At 38.2% G+C, this 15,970-nt stretch carries 17 protein-coding genes and 2 pseudogenes; 15 read left to right on the plus strand and 4 right to left on the minus strand.

The genetic code is table 11. From position 1 onward, the window contains the following. Positions 1–38: 38 nt before the first annotated feature. The 12 genes and pseudogenes from BHECKSOX2_RS05950 (at position 39) to miaB (ending at position 11,099) form a co-directional block, all read left to right on the plus strand. A complete protein-coding gene (locus tag BHECKSOX2_RS05950; RefSeq protein ID WP_139682870.1) occupies positions 39–1,214 on the plus strand; it encodes a pyridoxal phosphate-dependent aminotransferase in 1,176 nt (391 codons plus the stop codon). A gap of 191 nt (positions 1,215–1,405) precedes the next feature. Continuing rightward, positions 1,406–1,921: a hypothetical protein gene (locus tag BHECKSOX2_RS05955; protein WP_139682871.1), complete on the plus strand. Its 516-nt coding sequence runs from the start codon at positions 1,406–1,408 to the stop codon at positions 1,919–1,921. Positions 1,922–2,148: 227 nt separating this feature from the next. After that, entirely contained in the window at positions 2,149–3,717 is a 1,569-nt protein-coding gene (locus tag BHECKSOX2_RS10250; protein WP_245391334.1) for an RHS repeat-associated core domain-containing protein, read from the plus strand. Then, on the plus strand, positions 3,714–5,288 hold the full coding sequence (locus BHECKSOX2_RS10255; protein ID WP_245391335.1) for an RHS repeat-associated core domain-containing protein: 1,575 nt from the start codon (positions 3,714–3,716) through the stop codon (positions 5,286–5,288). The genes BHECKSOX2_RS10250 and BHECKSOX2_RS10255 overlap by 4 nt, the downstream gene beginning before the upstream one ends. Continuing rightward, positions 5,285–5,587: a hypothetical protein gene (locus BHECKSOX2_RS05970; RefSeq protein WP_245391336.1), complete on the plus strand. Its 303-nt coding sequence runs from the start codon at positions 5,285–5,287 to the stop codon at positions 5,585–5,587. The genes BHECKSOX2_RS10255 and BHECKSOX2_RS05970 overlap by 4 nt, the downstream gene beginning before the upstream one ends. Then, positions 5,569–5,802 (plus strand): annotated as a pseudogene (locus BHECKSOX2_RS05975) (integrase core domain-containing protein); the annotation flags it as partial. The gene BHECKSOX2_RS05970 and the pseudogene BHECKSOX2_RS05975, both read left to right, overlap by 19 nt. A 456-nt stretch (positions 5,803–6,258) precedes the next feature. Beyond that, a pseudogene (locus BHECKSOX2_RS10450) lies at positions 6,259–6,393 on the plus strand (transposase); the annotation flags it as partial. A gap of 381 nt (positions 6,394–6,774) precedes the next feature. After that, complete coding sequence (gene glyQ / locus BHECKSOX2_RS05980; protein ID WP_139682244.1) at positions 6,775–7,665, plus strand: glycine--tRNA ligase subunit alpha; 891 nt, start codon at positions 6,775–6,777, stop codon at positions 7,663–7,665. Positions 7,666–7,675: 10 nt separating this feature from the next. Then, complete coding sequence (locus tag BHECKSOX2_RS05985) at positions 7,676–8,254, plus strand: YqaA family protein (RefSeq protein ID WP_090715943.1); 579 nt, start codon at positions 7,676–7,678, stop codon at positions 8,252–8,254. Further along, the gene (locus BHECKSOX2_RS05990; RefSeq protein ID WP_139682873.1) at positions 8,244–8,750 is read left to right on the plus strand and encodes a murein hydrolase activator EnvC family protein; all 507 of its coding nucleotides are present in this window, start codon (positions 8,244–8,246) and stop codon (positions 8,748–8,750) included. Before BHECKSOX2_RS05985 ends, BHECKSOX2_RS05990 begins: the two co-directional genes overlap by 11 nt. 1 nt (position 8,751) lies before the next feature. Beyond that, positions 8,752–9,774 carry a mechanosensitive ion channel family protein gene (locus BHECKSOX2_RS05995; RefSeq protein WP_139682874.1) on the plus strand — a complete coding sequence of 341 codons (1,023 nt, stop codon included), beginning with the start codon at positions 8,752–8,754 and terminating at the stop codon, positions 9,772–9,774. Next, the gene (gene miaB, locus BHECKSOX2_RS06000) at positions 9,774–11,099 is read left to right on the plus strand and encodes a tRNA (N6-isopentenyl adenosine(37)-C2)-methylthiotransferase MiaB (RefSeq protein WP_139682875.1); all 1,326 of its coding nucleotides are present in this window, start codon (positions 9,774–9,776) and stop codon (positions 11,097–11,099) included. The genes BHECKSOX2_RS05995 and miaB overlap by 1 nt, the downstream gene beginning before the upstream one ends. Here miaB and BHECKSOX2_RS06005 read toward each other — a convergent pair. From BHECKSOX2_RS06005 to BHECKSOX2_RS06015, 3 genes are read right to left on the minus strand one after another with little or no spacing between them, the layout of a single operon-like run. Further along, positions 11,068–11,559 carry a hypothetical protein gene (locus tag BHECKSOX2_RS06005; RefSeq protein WP_139682876.1) on the minus strand — a complete coding sequence of 164 codons (492 nt, stop codon included), beginning with the start codon at positions 11,557–11,559 and terminating at the stop codon, positions 11,068–11,070. The two genes, miaB and BHECKSOX2_RS06005, sit on opposite strands and share 32 nt — an antisense overlap. A 6-nt stretch (positions 11,560–11,565) precedes the next feature. Then, positions 11,566–12,246: an SCO family protein gene (locus BHECKSOX2_RS06010; protein ID WP_139682877.1), complete on the minus strand. Its 681-nt coding sequence runs from the start codon at positions 12,244–12,246 to the stop codon at positions 11,566–11,568. Position 12,247: 1 nt separating this feature from the next. Then, entirely contained in the window at positions 12,248–12,733 is a 486-nt protein-coding gene (locus BHECKSOX2_RS06015; protein WP_139682878.1) for a copper chaperone PCu(A)C, read from the minus strand. Between the two features lie 203 nt (positions 12,734–12,936). Here BHECKSOX2_RS06015 and BHECKSOX2_RS06020 point away from each other — a divergent pair, with 203 nt between their 5' ends. Genes BHECKSOX2_RS06020 through hflD form a run of 3 tightly spaced genes read left to right on the plus strand, consistent with a single transcriptional unit; the run spans position 12,937 to position 15,531 of the window. Then, positions 12,937–13,860 (plus strand): PhoH family protein, encoded by a 924-nt coding sequence (locus BHECKSOX2_RS06020; RefSeq protein ID WP_139682879.1) that lies wholly within the window; start codon positions 12,937–12,939, stop codon positions 13,858–13,860. Beyond that, positions 13,838–14,926 carry a tRNA 2-thiouridine(34) synthase MnmA gene (gene mnmA, locus BHECKSOX2_RS06025; RefSeq protein ID WP_139682880.1) on the plus strand — a complete coding sequence of 363 codons (1,089 nt, stop codon included), beginning with the start codon at positions 13,838–13,840 and terminating at the stop codon, positions 14,924–14,926. Before BHECKSOX2_RS06020 ends, mnmA begins: the two co-directional genes overlap by 23 nt. 2 nt (positions 14,927–14,928) lie before the next feature. Continuing rightward, the gene (hflD, locus tag BHECKSOX2_RS06030; protein WP_139682881.1) at positions 14,929–15,531 is read left to right on the plus strand and encodes a high frequency lysogenization protein HflD; all 603 of its coding nucleotides are present in this window, start codon (positions 14,929–14,931) and stop codon (positions 15,529–15,531) included. A 63-nt stretch (positions 15,532–15,594) separates the two neighbouring features. Here hflD and BHECKSOX2_RS10260 read toward each other — a convergent pair. Beyond that, positions 15,595–15,970: transposase (locus BHECKSOX2_RS10260; protein WP_245391337.1), on the minus strand; the 376-nt coding region annotated here is incomplete at its 5' end.

Here is a 15,970-nt window from a genome sequence, read left to right on the forward strand (position 1 = left end):
TTATCATAACCTATCAATTTTAAAACATTTAAAGCACTATGTCTAATCAACTCTCATCTCGCGTTCAAAAAGTTAAGCCTTCTGCCACCCTTGCTGTTACCGCCAAAGCCAATGAATTAAAAGATCAAGGTATACAAATCGTACCCATGGGTTCGGGTGAACCTGATTTTGACACACCTATAAATATCCAACAAGCAGGCATTAATGCGATTAAAAGTGGGCAAACGCGCTATACAGCGGTGGATGGCACGCCTGCATTAAAAAATGCTATTATCAGTAAATTTAAGCGTGAGAATGCTCTAGATTACACAACTGCCGAAGTCATGGTGTCATCAGGTGGCAAGCAGGTGTTTTATAACTTATGTCAAGGCGTGCTTGATGCTGGCGATGAAGTGATCATCCCATCGCCTTATTGGGTTAGTTACCCTGATATGGTGATTTTGGCAGATGCCACACCTGTTATTGTTGAGACTGGTTTAGAGCAAGATTTTAAAATCACGCCTAAGCAATTAGAAAACAGCATCACTGAAAAAACCAAACTGTTCGTTATCAATAGCCCTTCCAATCCAACAGGTGCAGTTTACTCTAAGGCAGAATTACAAGCATTGGCAACAGTGTTAAAAAAATACCCTCAAATTTTAATTATCACTGATGATATCTATGAGCATATCCGTTGGGATGATGATAATTTTATAAATATCGTCATGGTTGACAACGACCTAAAAGAGCGCACCATTATCCTAAATGGTGTTTCCAAAGCTTATGCAATGACAGGTTGGCGCATTGGTTATGGTGCAGGCCCAGAAACCATTATCAAAGCAATGAAAAAAATCCAAGGACAATCCACTTCAAACCCTTGTTCTATTGCTCAAGCAGCAGCGTTAGAAGCGTTAAATGGCGACCAAAGTATTATCAATACCATGGTATCTGCCTTTGAGGAGCGTCACGATTTTATCGTTGATGCGCTTAATGCTATTGATGGCATCCAATGCCCCAAATCCCAAGGCGCCTTCTATTCGTTCCCGCGCGTTGAAGGTTTAATCAAGCGTTTGGGCTTGAAAGACGATGTAGAGCTGTCTACTTATTGTTTGGAAAAACTTAATATTGCCTTGGTACCTGGCTCTGCCTTTGGCGCACCGGGTTATGTGCGTTTTTCATTTGCCACCAGTATGGACAATATTAAACAAGCTGTTAAAAGGTTAAGTGAGCTTTAAAAGCTATTTGGAAAATTCAGGCGATCTACTTCTAAACGCCAAAGCAATCTTTTTAAGGAGTTATATTGAATTAAAAAACAATATAAAATAAAAACTTTAAATAAAAGTAAAATTCAAAATGAATCCAATATCTCTTAACACAAGCTGTATTCGCATTCCCCTATTAAGCCTAACCCTCATTACCTTAACCAATGCAGCCCATTGCAGGCGGATCTATCAATGGACGCAGCCTAATGGATGATTACTTGCAAAACAAAGCATCAGTAGGTAGTGATTTTGTTATTTCTCCAACCGCCAACAATACTTTAGTGTTTAACCGAAGTGCCACTGATGTGGATAACTATGATTTTTATGAAAAATTCTCACTTACTAAAACACTTACAGGTATTTGCAATGGTAGTGACGCTACAGCGAATAATTCTGATACTCAGTCCCTAAATAGTTCACTAAACATACTTAAAATCAGTTTAAAGATTGAACAATTTTTACCTACTCAAGCAGTTTTATTAAAATATTGTTTGCAAAAAACAGTAAAAAAGTGGCGCTTTGCTGAGGTGGATTATTCTAGTGCTAAGGATGATTTTGGTGGATTTTATAATGCGTCATCTCGTCCAAATTCATACGCCTTTGCCACTCTTCAAGCCGATGGCTCAATCAAGGCGTGGGGGACTCAGACCATGGAGGCACTGTACCCCAACAGTAACTAATTAAATATAGATTGGCGCTGGTCTTTATTTTTTTAGCAAACAACCTAAGTCAAACCCTATTTACTGATAAATTAACCAAGAAAGGCATGATCGGCAAAAACAAACACAAATTACCTCAAATAGAGATATTTATCAATATAATAAAGGATGCGCCAATGAAATTAGTCGACCTATCTGCACCTATTACCTATAACATTTGACACCACAAAAAAACACTGTGTTATCTTATGAGTTTACTAGAACCCTACCACCAAACCTACACCTACGACACAGGCAATAACCTAACCCATCTCTCACACCAAGCAAGCAGTAGCATATGGCAACAAACCCTCGCCATCCATCCAAACAGCAACCGTGGTACCGAAACCCAGCAACCCAGCAGCAACTTTGATGCCAACGGCAACCTGCTAGTCTTAGATAACATTGGTACTTTAAATTGGCACTACAACAATACGCTTAATCAACTTACCAAATACAACAAAAGTAGCACTACAGAGCACCATGTCTATGACTACCAAGGCAATCGAGTTCGTATTGTAATTGAGTCTGACCACCAGGCACAAAGCCAAAGAGACTACCTTCCTTCACTAGACATCTCAACCAACGAGGCAAAACAACAAAGTAGTACCCTGCACATCGGCGCCCACATTCTTAGCGAAAGTAGCAAAGATAACACACAAAACCCTAGCCAAACCCACTACCAACCCACCAGCCACCTGCAATCCAACACCCTAGAGTTGGATGACAAAGCCCAAATCCTCAGCTACGAACACTACTACCCCTACGGGGGCACTGCCCTCATCGCTGGCAAAGACAAAACCGAAGTACAACAAAAACGCTACCGCTACACAGGCAAAGAAAGAGACGACAGTAGTGGTTTGTCCTACTACGGTGCTAGGTACCTAGCCCCTTGGCTGGCAAGGTGGATAAGCCCTGATTCAGCAGGGGCGGTTGATGGCTTGAATTTGTATGTTTATGTGGGCAATAATCCGCTCAAATATAGGGATCCAACGGGGCATTTTCCACTTATATCTTGGGGTGGATTTGTGAGCGATATTAACGCTTATAAGGCAAATCAAAGAGCATTGGATATTTGGGTTGGAGAAGCCCACGATACGCCGCAAGGAAAATATTTAGTAATAAATTTAGCCGCTGAAATTGAATTTCAAAATTTTATACTAGAAAATACTGGTGCCAATGCAAATGAAAGACCTGAAGGAACCTCAGATGGCGTCCTCGCTAGATATACGGAAGAGGCAATACAAGATCTATATCCACAATCAACACCTGAAAAAACCCAAGCATTAACAAATGCAACCGTAGATGTACAGATGCTAGCAACAATCCTTAACGCTGATTATATTGGTAGATATCAATGGCGTGATAAAAGAGAATACGAAAGAATGCGAAGAGAGGGGAGTTTCAAAGGAAGTTCACTCATTTTGGTTGGTGCAGCCCACACACTAACAAATGTAAGGTGGAGTAAAGATCAAAACCCAAAAGCATTCCCTGCTTTTAAGTATATGGGTGAAAATCCAAGTATTGCTATAACACCCAAAAGTGTAATAGATAAACATGACTCCTTTTTCGATACTCGTAGAACATCCGTGACACCTGATTTTGGCGTGTGGGTTGAGGATCCAAAAGAAGGTACTTTTTTAGTTCATGGCTCAGAAAGCATTATGAGAGAGATATTTGGCAATGTAATAGAGGAAGTGCCAACGAAGTTAGTTGACTTATCTACTCCTGAAGCTGCACATCCGACACCACCAAAACAATGCTGTGTTATTTCATGAATTTACTAGAGCCCTACCACCAAACCTACACCTACGACACAGGCAATAACCTAACCCATCTCTCACACCAAGCAAGCAGTAGCACATGGCAACAAACCCTCGCCATCCATCCAAACAGCAACCGTGGTACCGAAACCCAGCAACCCACCAGCAACTTTGATGCCAACGGCAACCTGCTAGTCTTAGATAACATTGGTACTTTAAATTGGCACTACAACAATACGCTTAATCAACTTACCAAATACAACAAAAGTAGCACCGAGTACTATGTTTATGATTACCAAGGCAATCGAGTCCGCACTGTGGTTGAATCTAACCGCCAAATACAAAACCAAAGAGACTACCTACCTTCACTAGAGCTTTCAATCAACCAAGCAAAACAACAAACCAACACCCTGCACATTGGCACTCATATATTTAGTGAAACCAGCAAAGACAACACGCAAAACCCCAGTCAAACCCGCTATCAACTCACTAGCCACCTACAATCCAATACCTTGGAGTTGGACGATAAAGCCCAAACTCTCAGTTACGAACACTACTACCCCTATGGTGGCACTGCCCTCATCGCTGGTAAAGACAAAACCCAAGTGCAACAAAAACGCTACCGTTACACAGGTAAAGAAAGAGATGATAGCAGTGGTTTGTCTTACTACGGTGCTAGGTACCTAACCCCTTGGCTAACGAGGTGGATAAGCCCTGATTCAGCAGGGGTGGTTGATGGCTTGAATTTGTATGTTTATGTGGGCAATAATCCGCTTAAATATAGGGATCCAACGGGACATTTTCCACTTATATCTTGGAGCGGGTTTGTGAGCAACATTAACGCTTATAAGGCAAATCAAAGAGCATTGGATATTTGGGTTGGAGAAGCCCACGATACACCACAAGGAAATTATTTAGTAATGAATTTAAACTCTGAAATTAAATTTCAAAATTTTATAACGGAATCAGCTACTGCTGATGTAAACGAAAGACCTAGCCAAGATCCAGAATATATCAACACTTTCTATACGCAAGAGGAAATGCAAAAGTCATATTCGCACTTAACACCTAAAGAAGCCCAAGAATTAACAAATTCAACAATAAATGTAAAGATTCTAATGACACCCCTTAACTCCTATTTTATTGCTAGAGATTATTGGCGTGATAAAGAAGAATACGAAAGAATGCGAAGTATGGGAAGCTTCAAAGGAAGTTCAATCATTCTGGTTGGCGCAGGCCATACGCTAACAAATATAAGGCAGAATGAAGATGAAAACCCAAAAGCATACCCCGCTTTTAAATATATGGGTGAAAATCCAAGTATCGCTGCAACACCCAAAAGTGTCATTGATGGATATGTCGACTATTTTGATACTCATAGAACATCCGTGACACCTGATTTTGGTGTATGGGTTGAGGGCAAGCACGATTCGAAAGAAGGTATTTTTTTAGTTCATGGACCAGAAGGTATTATGAGAGAGATATTTGGCAATATAATAGAGGAGGTGCCAATGAAGTTAGCCGACCTATCTGCTCCTGAAGCTGCACATCCGACACTACAAAGAAGAAGATGCATGACCTTATGAATTTACTAGAGCCCTACCACCAAACCTACACCTACGACACAGGCAATAACCTAACCCATCTCTCACACCAAGCAAGCAGTAGCACATGGCAACAAACCCTCGCCATCCATCCAAGTAACAACCACGGCACCGAAACTCAGCAATCCGATAGCGACTTTGATGCTAATGGCAACTTACTAACCCTTAACAATATTGGTATTCTACATTGGCACTACAACAACACCCTTAACCAACTCGCTAAAGCAGGTACTGTGCAAACGCATTTGTACAATATTGCAAAAGCATTACCCAAAGCATGAGCAGACGGGGTAATTGTTGGGACAATGCAGTTATGGAACGCTTTTTTAGAAGCTTAAAAACTGAGCGATTAAACTATCAAAGCTTTGCCAATCATCAAGAAGAAGTAGAAAATGTAGAAAGTTATATTTATTTTTACAATTACAAAAGGATTCATTCAGCCATTGGGTATATGACACCTGCTCAGAAGATGGCTGAATTGAAAAAAGTGGCTTGAAATGTGTCTAAATTGATTGGACTATTACACTCTAGGAGGGTAGACCCAGCCTTGGCTCTACTAGGACAAGGTTTAAAGAAATCACCAATTTGGACAAAAATTGGATTTTGTCAATCATTTCTATTTATGCAAAGGTCTCAGATTGGCATTGGTCTTTATTTTTTTAGCAAACAACCCAAGTTTTTACTTGGGTTGTTTGCTATATGGCAATAAAAAAATTAAAAAACCTCTAAAATTCCCAAACAACCTAAGTCAAACCCTATTTAACTTATTTACTGATAAATTAACCAAGAAAGGCATGATTGGCAAAAACAAACACAAATTACCTCAAATAGAGATATTTAGCAATATAACAAAGGATGTGCTAATGAAATTATCCGACCTATCTACACCTATTACCTATAACATTTGACACCACAAAAAAACACTGTGTTATCTTATAAGTTTACTTGATCAACAAAAGTGGCTAAAATATTTGCTAATGAGGATTCTTGTTTGCGATTGGTAAGTGCAGTTGTTATGGAAATCTCAGATGAATGGCAAAGTTCTAAGGCTTACTTATCTTTGAGTGATGATGAGTTTTTGGATTGATTAATAGGGGTGGATTTGATAGGATAGATGCGAATTTACAGAAAGAAGTTTACTTGGCTGCTAAACAACATCAAAGCGTTTAAGTCGTTGCTATCTTGATTTAAACGAACAACAAAACAAGCCCTGCCTAAACAAAGGAGGCTTAAGCACACCTGAAAAACCCAAACGATCCAAAATATCGAATAATTTGTGCTGATCTTATCAAATTGGGGGTATTGTCTGTATTTTTATGGATGCAAGACTTGAATGGGGTGGTTTTTTAGGATTTTGATTGGTATTTTTTGGGTTGGGTGGTTCTATTTTTGGATTTGGGTTCACATTTATACAAAGCTCTCTTATGGTTTGCGGTAAAATTTTTTATTATTTTTTTATCAACTAGCCATGTCACTACAAGACTTAGATGCCGCAATTTCGTTTCAAAATTTAATCTTAAAACTACAATTATTTTGGGCATCAAAGGGTTGCACACTGCTGCAGCCCTTTGACATGGAAATGGGTGCAGGTACTTTTCACCCTGCCACTTTTTTAAGAGCCATCGGCCCTGAACCTTGGAAAGCAGCGTATGTACAACCCTCTCGTCGTCCAACTGACGGGCGTTATGGCGAAAATCCAAATCGCTTACAACATTATTATCAATTTCAAGTGTTACTTAAGCCATCGCCTAAAGATATTCAGGATTTATATTTAGAATCTTTGAGTGAGATCGGACTTGATTTAACCAAGCACGATGTACGCTTTGTTGAAGACAACTGGGAATCACCAACACTAGGTGCTTGGGGGCTAGGCTGGGAAGTTTGGCTTAATGGCATGGAAGTCTCGCAATTTACTTATTTCCAGCAAATCGGTGGTTTGCCTTGTAAGCCTGTATCAGGAGAACTCACTTATGGGCTTGAACGCTTAGCAATGTATCTGCAAGGCGTAGACAGTGTTTATGATTTGGTGTGGGTTGATAGGGTTAGTTATGGTGATGTCTTTCATCAAAATGAGGTTGAACAATCAAAATATAATTTTGAAATTGCCGACATTGATGTCCTGTTTAAACAATTTGACGAGGCAGAAACAATGAATGAAAAACTCATCGAACAAGCACTGCCTTACCCAGCGTATGAGCAAGTAATGAAAGCATCACACTTATTTAACTTACTTGATGCGCGTCACGGTATTAGCGTCACAGATAGAGCGCGTTTTATTCGTCGTGTGCGTTCAATGAGTCAGAAAGTAGCTAAGGCGTATTACGATTCGCGTGAAGCACTTGGTTTTCCAATAAAGTAAATTAAATTTTATGCAAATATTTTCTAAACTTTATCATAAGACGCTAGACTGGGCACAAAGTAAACACGCTGTTTACTGGTTGTCTTTAGTAAGCTTTACAGAATCTTTTATACTGCCCTACCCACCACCTGATATCTTACTTGCGCCTATGGTGCTTAAAAAACCAGAGAAAATCTATCAATTTACATCAATTTGCACAATTCTATCTGTATTAGGCGGTGTGGTTGGTTATTTTTTAGGTGCATTATTGATAGATATCATTCAACCATTGTTGGTCAAATTACATTATGTTGATAAACTTGAAACAGTTAAAGAGTGGTTTACAGAATATGGCATTTGGATTGTGGCAATTGCAGGATTTTCACCAATGCCCTACAAAATATTTACCATCGGTGCAGGTATTGCCAATATGGCACTTTTACCGTTTATACTAATATCATTGCTAGCCAGAGGTGCACGGTTTTTCTTAGTGGCATTTTTTGTTAAGAAATTCGGTGATACCTGTGATCTTTGGCTAAAAAAATACATTGACCGTCTAGGTTATATTTTGATTATCATCATTGCATTAGGGTTGTGGTATGCTAAATAAACTGATTATTGTTTTTATCTCTCTGATGCTTACCAGCTGTTTTTTTGAAAAAGCAAAAGAACCAGTGGTTATTATTGATAAGTCAATAGGTCAAGAACCTATAGACTCTAACCACCTTTCTATTGCTAAAATCGTTGAAAAAAGAAAAATCACAATAAAGAGTGCGCTAATTCCTGTTGCTGGCAGAATTATTAAAACTTTTTCTAAGAGCCACCAGGGTCTGAGCTTTGCGACAAATTCTGGTCAAGCAGTGCGTGCTATTGAGAGTGGCACGGTTGTTTATAGTGGCAATGAAACAAGAAACAACACTAAGATGATAATCATTAAACATGCACTAGGCTTTTACAGTTCTTATATGCAAAATCAAACTCTACAAGTGCAAAGTGGCAATAAAGTAAAGAAAGGACAGGTTATTGCAACTACTGGCAAAAATAACTTTTATTTTGAAATGAAGAAATTCGAAACACCCATTAATCCAATCAAATACCTAAAATAATATGGACCTCTTACAAAACTTAACGCTTTATCAAACTGTTGGCGCCCTATTCGCTGTGGCCTTTATTGTGCATATCATTACAAGTGCAATATTAAAACAACTTATTGCGCAAACCAATAAAACTAAAAATCAATTGGATGATTGTTTACTTAAATCCATTTCTGCACCACTCAAAGCATTAGTCTGGTTTGCTTGGTTTTATCTTTCTATTAATGTACTCAAAGGAGAGATTGCGTTATTAGTCCAAATGATTAATTACATTGATATTATTCCAATTTTTATCATTACTTGGGGCGTGCTACGGATGATATCTGGCATCGAATCTTATCTACTTAAGCACAAAAATAATGCCAACAAAGACTCTATAAGGTTGATCATTCGCTTAATTAAAATTCTAATTATTGCCTCTATCGTGCTTGGTATTGCACAGTATTTTGGCTTCTCAATTTCCAGCCTACTGACTTTTGGTGGTGTCGGTGGCATTGTCATGGGCTTTGCTGCCAAAGATATGCTGTCAAATATCTTTGGTGGATTGATGCTACAAATGGACAGACCTTTTTCAACAGGTGATTGGATTCGCTCTAGCCAGTTTGAAGGTACAGTTGAAAAAATCGGTTGGCGCATGACGCGTATTCGTACTTTTAGCAAAAATCCAATTTACATTCCCAACTCAATTTTTGCCTCAATCCCGATTGAAACACCATCGCGCATGACCAATCGTCGCATTAATGAAACTATTGGTATTCGTTACAATGATATTGCACAAATGTCTGACATTGTTACGGAGGTAGAGGCGATGCTAAAAACCAACAAAGACATTGAACAATCTCAAGCCTTGCGTGTGTTCTTCAATTATTTTAACGCCTCATCACTGGATTTTAATGTTTATGCCTTCACCAAAACTGTGAACAAAAATGAATATCAACAGATTAAGCAAAAAATATTACTTAGTGTTGCCGATATTATTGCTAAGCATGGGGCGGAGATCGCCTACCCAACACAAACATTACATATCCAAAAATAATGCCTTTATCTAAATTATATATTCGAACTTTCGGCTGTCAAATGAATGAATACGACAGTCAAAAAATGATTGATGTATTAAAACACTCACACGGTTTAGCCTTAACTGACAATGCACTTGAAGCTGATGTATTACTACTTAACACCTGTTCTATTCGAGAAAAAGCTCAGGAAAAATTATTTCATCAATTGGGTCGTTGGCGTAAATTTAAAGAAAAAAATCCTAATTTAATTATTGGCGTGGGGGGTTGTGTTGCTTCACAAGAAGGCGAGTTGATTCTTAAGAGAGCACCTTTTGTTGATATTATTTTTGGCCCACAAACCTTACACAGATTACCTAATATGTTGAGTGATGCTCTGAGTAATAAGCAAACCAGTATTGATATTTCTTTCCCAGAAATTGAAAAGTTTGACTATTTGCCTGAGCCCAAAACCAATGGCGTCACTGCCTTTGTGTCCATTATGGAAGGATGCTCTAAATACTGTACCTTTTGCGTCGTACCTTACACTCGAGGCGAAGAAGTGTCTCGCCCATTTAATGATGTGATCAATGAGGTGCAAATATTGGCAAATCAAGGCGTTAGGGAAGTTAATTTGCTAGGACAAAATGTCAACGCTTATCAAGGGAAGATGACTGATGAAGAAACGGCTGATTTGGCGCTACTGATTAATATTGTAGCGCAAATTGACGGCATTGATAGAATTCGTTATACCACTTCACACCCTGTTGAATTTAGTGAGCGTCTCATTCAAGCCTACGCTGAAGTACCTGAGTTAGTATCGCACTTACATCTCCCTATTCAAAGTGGCTCTGATAGGATTCTAACACTGATGAAACGCGGACACACCACACTTGAATACAAATCCAAAATTAGGCGTTTGCGTGAAGTGCGCCCTGATATTTCTATTTCTTCAGATTTTATTATTGGTTTCCCAGGTGAGAATGAGCAAGATTTTGCAGACACAATGGCACTTATTAACGACATTAGTTTCGATAAATCTTTTAGTTTTATTTACTCTGCCCGCCCTGGAACGCCTGCATCTACTTATACTGATGATGTGACATTAAAAATCAAAAAAGAACGCCTCGCACTTGTACAAAAAACCATCGATAAATCAACCGAACAAATCTCTAAGGCGATGATTGGTAGCGTACAAAAAGTTTTGGTAGAAAACAAAGCCAAAAAAGGCGATAATTTATTCGGACGCACCGAAAATATGCGTAACACACATTTTAAAGGTGACGAGTCTTTAATTGGTCAGATTGTTAATGTAAAAATTACAGATGCCCGCGCTAATTCCCTAATGGGGGAGGTAGAAATTTAGTTAGATCCTTCTCAAATGGCAAAGAAACTTTCCAATTTTTACCCCCTTTTTTAACAATAAAATGTGCAATCCAATGCATTTTATCAAGTGAACATATCGCTAAAGAGCCATTACCTATAAAACGCGTATCACTGTATTGATATAAACTATATTCTGGCGTAATGGTATCAATCTCAATGCCTTCAAATATAACGCTCAAAGCTTCAATCTGCGTATCTTGCGTATCTACAGAAATACGCAACATCTCAGTTTCTGGTATGCCTCGTGGTAATATGTTCACCTGAATACTACTACCCTCACCCAAATCAACCTTACAACTTGAAACTGCTATCTTACAATTACTAACTTTGATATGACGATAAATATCATAGGAATGTCGATTTATTTGGCTTATATAGCCTGAAACAAAAGCCAATGCTGATAAAACAACTATCGCAATAATAGCAGATTTGTATTGCACTAATTTTTAAAACTGATTCATTATTAGTTTAATATCGTCTGCCATCTTACTTGGATTGTGCGGCGATGGGAATCCTGCAAAAATTTGACCCTTAGGGTTAATCAAATAAACCCAAGCAGTATGATTAATAACATAACCGTCTTGTAGTGCACTTTCAGGCAGCTTATCGTTTGCCTTAAGAATAATTGACCCACCCTTTTCATCATAGATAACACGCTCATAATAAGCACCAAAAGGCTTAATAAGCTGGTCAATTTGTGCTTGCTCACCAGAAACACCGATAAAATCTTTGTCAAAATGCCTCACATACTCTTTTAACACTTCGGGTGTATCTCTTAATGGATCAAAAGTAATTGCCACAACTTTCGGTACACTGGTTACTTTATCTTCTATCATTAAATTTTTCAAAACCGACATATTAAGCAACTCAGTTGGACAAACATCTGGACAATGCGTATAGATAAATAATAGCAAAGTCCAACCATCTTTCAAATTGTCATTATTAAACACTTGATTATTCTGATCAACCAAAGAAAATGATGGCAATGGTTTATCTGGATTGTAAATAATATGAGAGACTTTAAGTTGTGTTTTTAAATCCTTATAATCACGATTAGCGTTGCCGTACAAAAAAAATGTAACCACAATAACAATAGCAACAATGATGATTAGAGTTTTTTTCAACATTTTAATGCTGACGATGTATCATTCTTTTATGATCCATCACCCCTTCTTTTCTTACTTTAGCATATATGGTTTTCGACAAGCCGTTATCAAATACTAATTTAATTGCAACAGAGTCGCCTTCTCTTGGCACCTCCTTAGGTTTAATCATCATAATATGCCAGCTACCTGGTTTTAAAGTTAACTTACTGTGAGCAGGAATAAGCATAAAATCTTGCTTAATCATTTTCATCATACCGTCTTGAGGCACAGTTTTGTGTAACTCAAGGCGTTTATAGCCATTAGTATTTGCAGATAGTAGTTTAATATCATCATCAGAATGATTGGATATTTCCATAAATGCACCTAATATTGGTGCATTTGGTGGCGCCGAACGCACCCATGGGTCGTCTATAGTAATATTGCCCAATTGATTATTAAATGCAAAAGTTGCATTAAAGCTAATTAATGCAATAAACACCAATAGCATTGTTTTTATTTTGTTGAACATAGTTGGTTTTCCTTTAAATTATTCAGTGTACTACTCAACGCCTAAAAGACAGAGTAATAGATAAGCCTTTTATCACTATATTCATTCTCCAATCCAAAAAAATAGAAACTAAAAAACACAGAAAATCTGACTGGTATAATAGCTTTAGACTCCAAACTTATCGGTAGAAATTTTAACATATAAACATTTTTTGTAAATAACCTATGCAACTAACACTTGAAATCAACAGCAGTGAACAACTTTCCAGCGTTTGTGGCTCATTTGACAGACACTTAGCGCTAATAAGCAAAAGCCTAGATGTAACCATGAACAACAAAGGCGAGGATTTCACCATCAAGGGGGAGAACAAACATATTGCTGCTAGAGTACTGCAAGATTTAATAGCATTAAGCTCTAGCCAACCCATTGAAATTTACGATGTTGAAATGGCAATCAAATCTTGTTCGCACGATGACTTGCCAAACCAGTCAGTGAATATTAAAACCAAACGAAAATTTATCCATATTAGAAGCAAAAACCAGCAAAAATACGCCCTAGATATCAAGGAAAAAGATTGCACTTTTGGTATTGGCCCTGCGGGTACAGGGAAAACTTATCTTGCTGTGGCACGCGCTGTTGAAGCCTTAGAAGCCTCTGATGTGCGTCGCATCATCTTAGTACGCCCTGCGGTAGAAGCGGGCGAAAAATTGGGGTTTCTACCTGGTGATATGAACGAAAAAATTGACCCTTACCTACGCCCTATTTATGATGCCTTGTATGAAATGTTAGGTTTTGATAAAGTGGAAAAACTGCTCAATAAAAACATCATTGAAGTTGCACCACTAGCATTTATGCGTGGTCGCACACTAAACGAAGCCTTTATTATTTTAGATGAAGCGCAAAATACCACCATTCCACAGATGAAAATGTTTCTAACGCGTTTGGGTTTTGCATCAAAAATGGTCATTACTGGCGACATCACTCAAATAGATTTAGCCAATCCAAAACACTCTGGCTTGATTCATGCTATCAAAGTATTGGAAAACGAAGACAAAATTTCTTTTTGTCATTTTGAAACAAAAGATGTGGTGCGTCACAATTTAGTACAATGCATTGTATCCGCCTATGACAAGTTTAACCTCTCTTAAAGTAATTGTAGGACTCTCAGGTGGTGTTGACTCATCTGTTGCCGCCCTTTTACTTATAGAACAAGGCTTTGAAGTTGAAGCTTTGTTTATGAAAAATTGGGAAGAAGATGACACAGATGGGCATTGCACCGCACAACAGGATTTATCCGATGCACAGAAAGTTGCTAATAAATTAGGGATAAAACTACACACTGTTAATTTCTCAAGCGACTATTGGGATGATGTGTTTGAACATTTTCTCCAAGAGCACAAAAAAGGTCGCACACCAAACCCTGATGTTTTGTGTAATCAAAAAATTAAATTCAAAGCATTTTTAGACTATGCGCTTAACTTAGGTGCAGATAAAATCTCTACTGGACACTACGCCAGAATCACACAAGAAAATGACCTATTCCAGCTTAAAGTTGGCTTGGATAATAATAAGGACCAAAGTTATTTCCTGCATCTTTTAAACCAGCACCAACTTTCAAAAAGTCTATTCCCCTTAGGTGAAATCAACAAAGATGAAGTTCGAAAGATTGCCGCAGAAAATGGCTTTATCACTGCTGATAAAAAAGACTCAACAGGTATTTGCTTTATTGGTGAACGTAATTTTTCTGAATTTTTACAGACTTACCTGCCCACACAACAAGGTGATATTGTTGATGAAAACGGGCAATTTATCAAACACCATCAAGGCTTGGCGTTTTATACTATTGGTCAGCGCAAAGGCTTAGAAATTGGGGGTGGCTTTGGCACCTCAGGAGCGCCTTGGTTTGTTGCTGATAAACGATTAAAAAACAATGAATTGTTGGTAGTACAAGGCGATAACCCGCTACTTTATCATCAATCCTTAAGCGCATCAAACCCACATTGGATTACAGCAACACCAACTTTTCCATTAAAATGTATGGCAAAAATACGCTATCGTCAAGTACCACAAGACTGCACGATTAGTGATCAAGATGGCGAGATACAAGTCAAATTTGACCAGCCACAACGCGCAATTACACCTGGACAATCGGTCGTTTTTTACGCCCAAGATGTTTGCCTTGGTGGTGCCATTATTAAAACTCGTAGAACTTAAAAATGAACAAATTCAAGCAACGCACCTTAGCACTTGCCTCTTTATTACAAAGCACAACTTTGGTTGACCAACTGGCAAACACTGGTACTTGTAATGCTCAAGGCAACGAAGTCAGTCTAAAAAGTATCATGAACAACAGTACAAATATTGAAGAGGTATTTCAATCATCAAAAGACTTATCTATTGGTCTTCATTCGCTCAAAAATGTATTCAGCAAAAAACAAAAAAATACACAAAATATTATTTTCTATGCGTTAGCACTGATTAACCTTGAAAAGAAATTAATGAAAAACCAAGACTTTTTGTCACAAATATCAAATGAAATTAACCAAATTAAAAAGCAAAAATTTTTTGAAATCTCTCATTCTAATTCCTTGGCACGCTTAGGCGAACTCTACAAATCTACCTTAGGCGAACTCAATCCAAGAATCATGGTAAGGGGTGAGCAGCTTTATTTGTCCAATCAACACACAGCAAATCACATTAGGGCATTGCTATTATCGGGCATTCGGGCAGTATCTTTATGGAAATCGCAAGGCGGGAAAACTTGGCATTTGCTGCTTAATAAAAAACAATCACTTAAATTAATAGAGACCTTTATATAAATAGTCGCCCCTTAAAAACCACTCCAAACAAACCAAAACCACCCATTTTGCCAACCATCTAAATCAACAAAACTGCTTTTTATACAGCACCACAAAAAACCTTAGGTATTTTACAAAAAATAAGCCCAGTTTTTGCCAAAACAAAAAAATAGTGGCTATCACCAGCCATTTTCTCAAATTCCAAGCACAGGCAGCCATTAAAACATTAATCTCATCACCAACTTGCCCTTTGAGTAGGTTTCTAGAGAGTCTAAAATCTGATTTAAGATGTCCGATAATCGGCTCAATCGCTGCGCGTCTTTTACACAGTTTGCGCTTTTTGTCTTGTTGATAACGATTGTCTCGCTTAAGGGCTTTTTTAGGCAGGATGATGTTTGCACCGAGCACTACCTTTGCACCAACATAGCCTCGGTCGCATACCGCTTGTTTGATGGGTGTG

The sequence above is a fragment of the thiotrophic endosymbiont of Bathymodiolus puteoserpentis (Logatchev) genome (genome assembly GCF_900127505.1).
GTDB lineage: Bacteria > Pseudomonadota > Gammaproteobacteria > PS1 > Pseudothioglobaceae > Thiodubiliella.

Coding starts and splice junctions, on each gene's coding strand:
- BHECKSOX2_RS05950 (WP_139682870.1), top strand. CDS start 39: ATGTCTAATCAACTCTCATCTCGCGTTCAAAAAGTTAAGCCTTCTGCC.
- BHECKSOX2_RS05955 (WP_139682871.1), top strand. CDS start 1,406: ATGCAGCCCATTGCAGGCGGATCTATCAATGGACGCAGCCTAATGGAT.
- BHECKSOX2_RS10250 (WP_245391334.1), top strand. CDS start 2,149: ATGAGTTTACTAGAACCCTACCACCAAACCTACACCTACGACACAGGC.
- BHECKSOX2_RS10255 (WP_245391335.1), top strand. CDS start 3,714: ATGAATTTACTAGAGCCCTACCACCAAACCTACACCTACGACACAGGC.
- BHECKSOX2_RS05970 (WP_245391336.1), top strand. CDS start 5,285: ATGAATTTACTAGAGCCCTACCACCAAACCTACACCTACGACACAGGC.
- glyQ (WP_139682244.1), top strand. CDS start 6,775: ATGTCACTACAAGACTTAGATGCCGCAATTTCGTTTCAAAATTTAATC.
- BHECKSOX2_RS05985 (WP_090715943.1), top strand. CDS start 7,676: ATGCAAATATTTTCTAAACTTTATCATAAGACGCTAGACTGGGCACAA.
- BHECKSOX2_RS05990 (WP_139682873.1), top strand. CDS start 8,244: ATGCTAAATAAACTGATTATTGTTTTTATCTCTCTGATGCTTACCAGC.
- BHECKSOX2_RS05995 (WP_139682874.1), top strand. CDS start 8,752: ATGGACCTCTTACAAAACTTAACGCTTTATCAAACTGTTGGCGCCCTA.
- miaB (WP_139682875.1), top strand. CDS start 9,774: ATGCCTTTATCTAAATTATATATTCGAACTTTCGGCTGTCAAATGAAT.
- BHECKSOX2_RS06010 (WP_139682877.1), bottom strand. CDS start 12,246: ATGTTGAAAAAAACTCTAATCATCATTGTTGCTATTGTTATTGTGGTT.
- BHECKSOX2_RS06015 (WP_139682878.1), bottom strand. CDS start 12,733: ATGTTCAACAAAATAAAAACAATGCTATTGGTGTTTATTGCATTAATT.
- BHECKSOX2_RS06020 (WP_139682879.1), top strand. CDS start 12,937: ATGCAACTAACACTTGAAATCAACAGCAGTGAACAACTTTCCAGCGTT.
- mnmA (WP_139682880.1), top strand. CDS start 13,838: ATGACAAGTTTAACCTCTCTTAAAGTAATTGTAGGACTCTCAGGTGGT.
- hflD (WP_139682881.1), top strand. CDS start 14,929: ATGAACAAATTCAAGCAACGCACCTTAGCACTTGCCTCTTTATTACAA.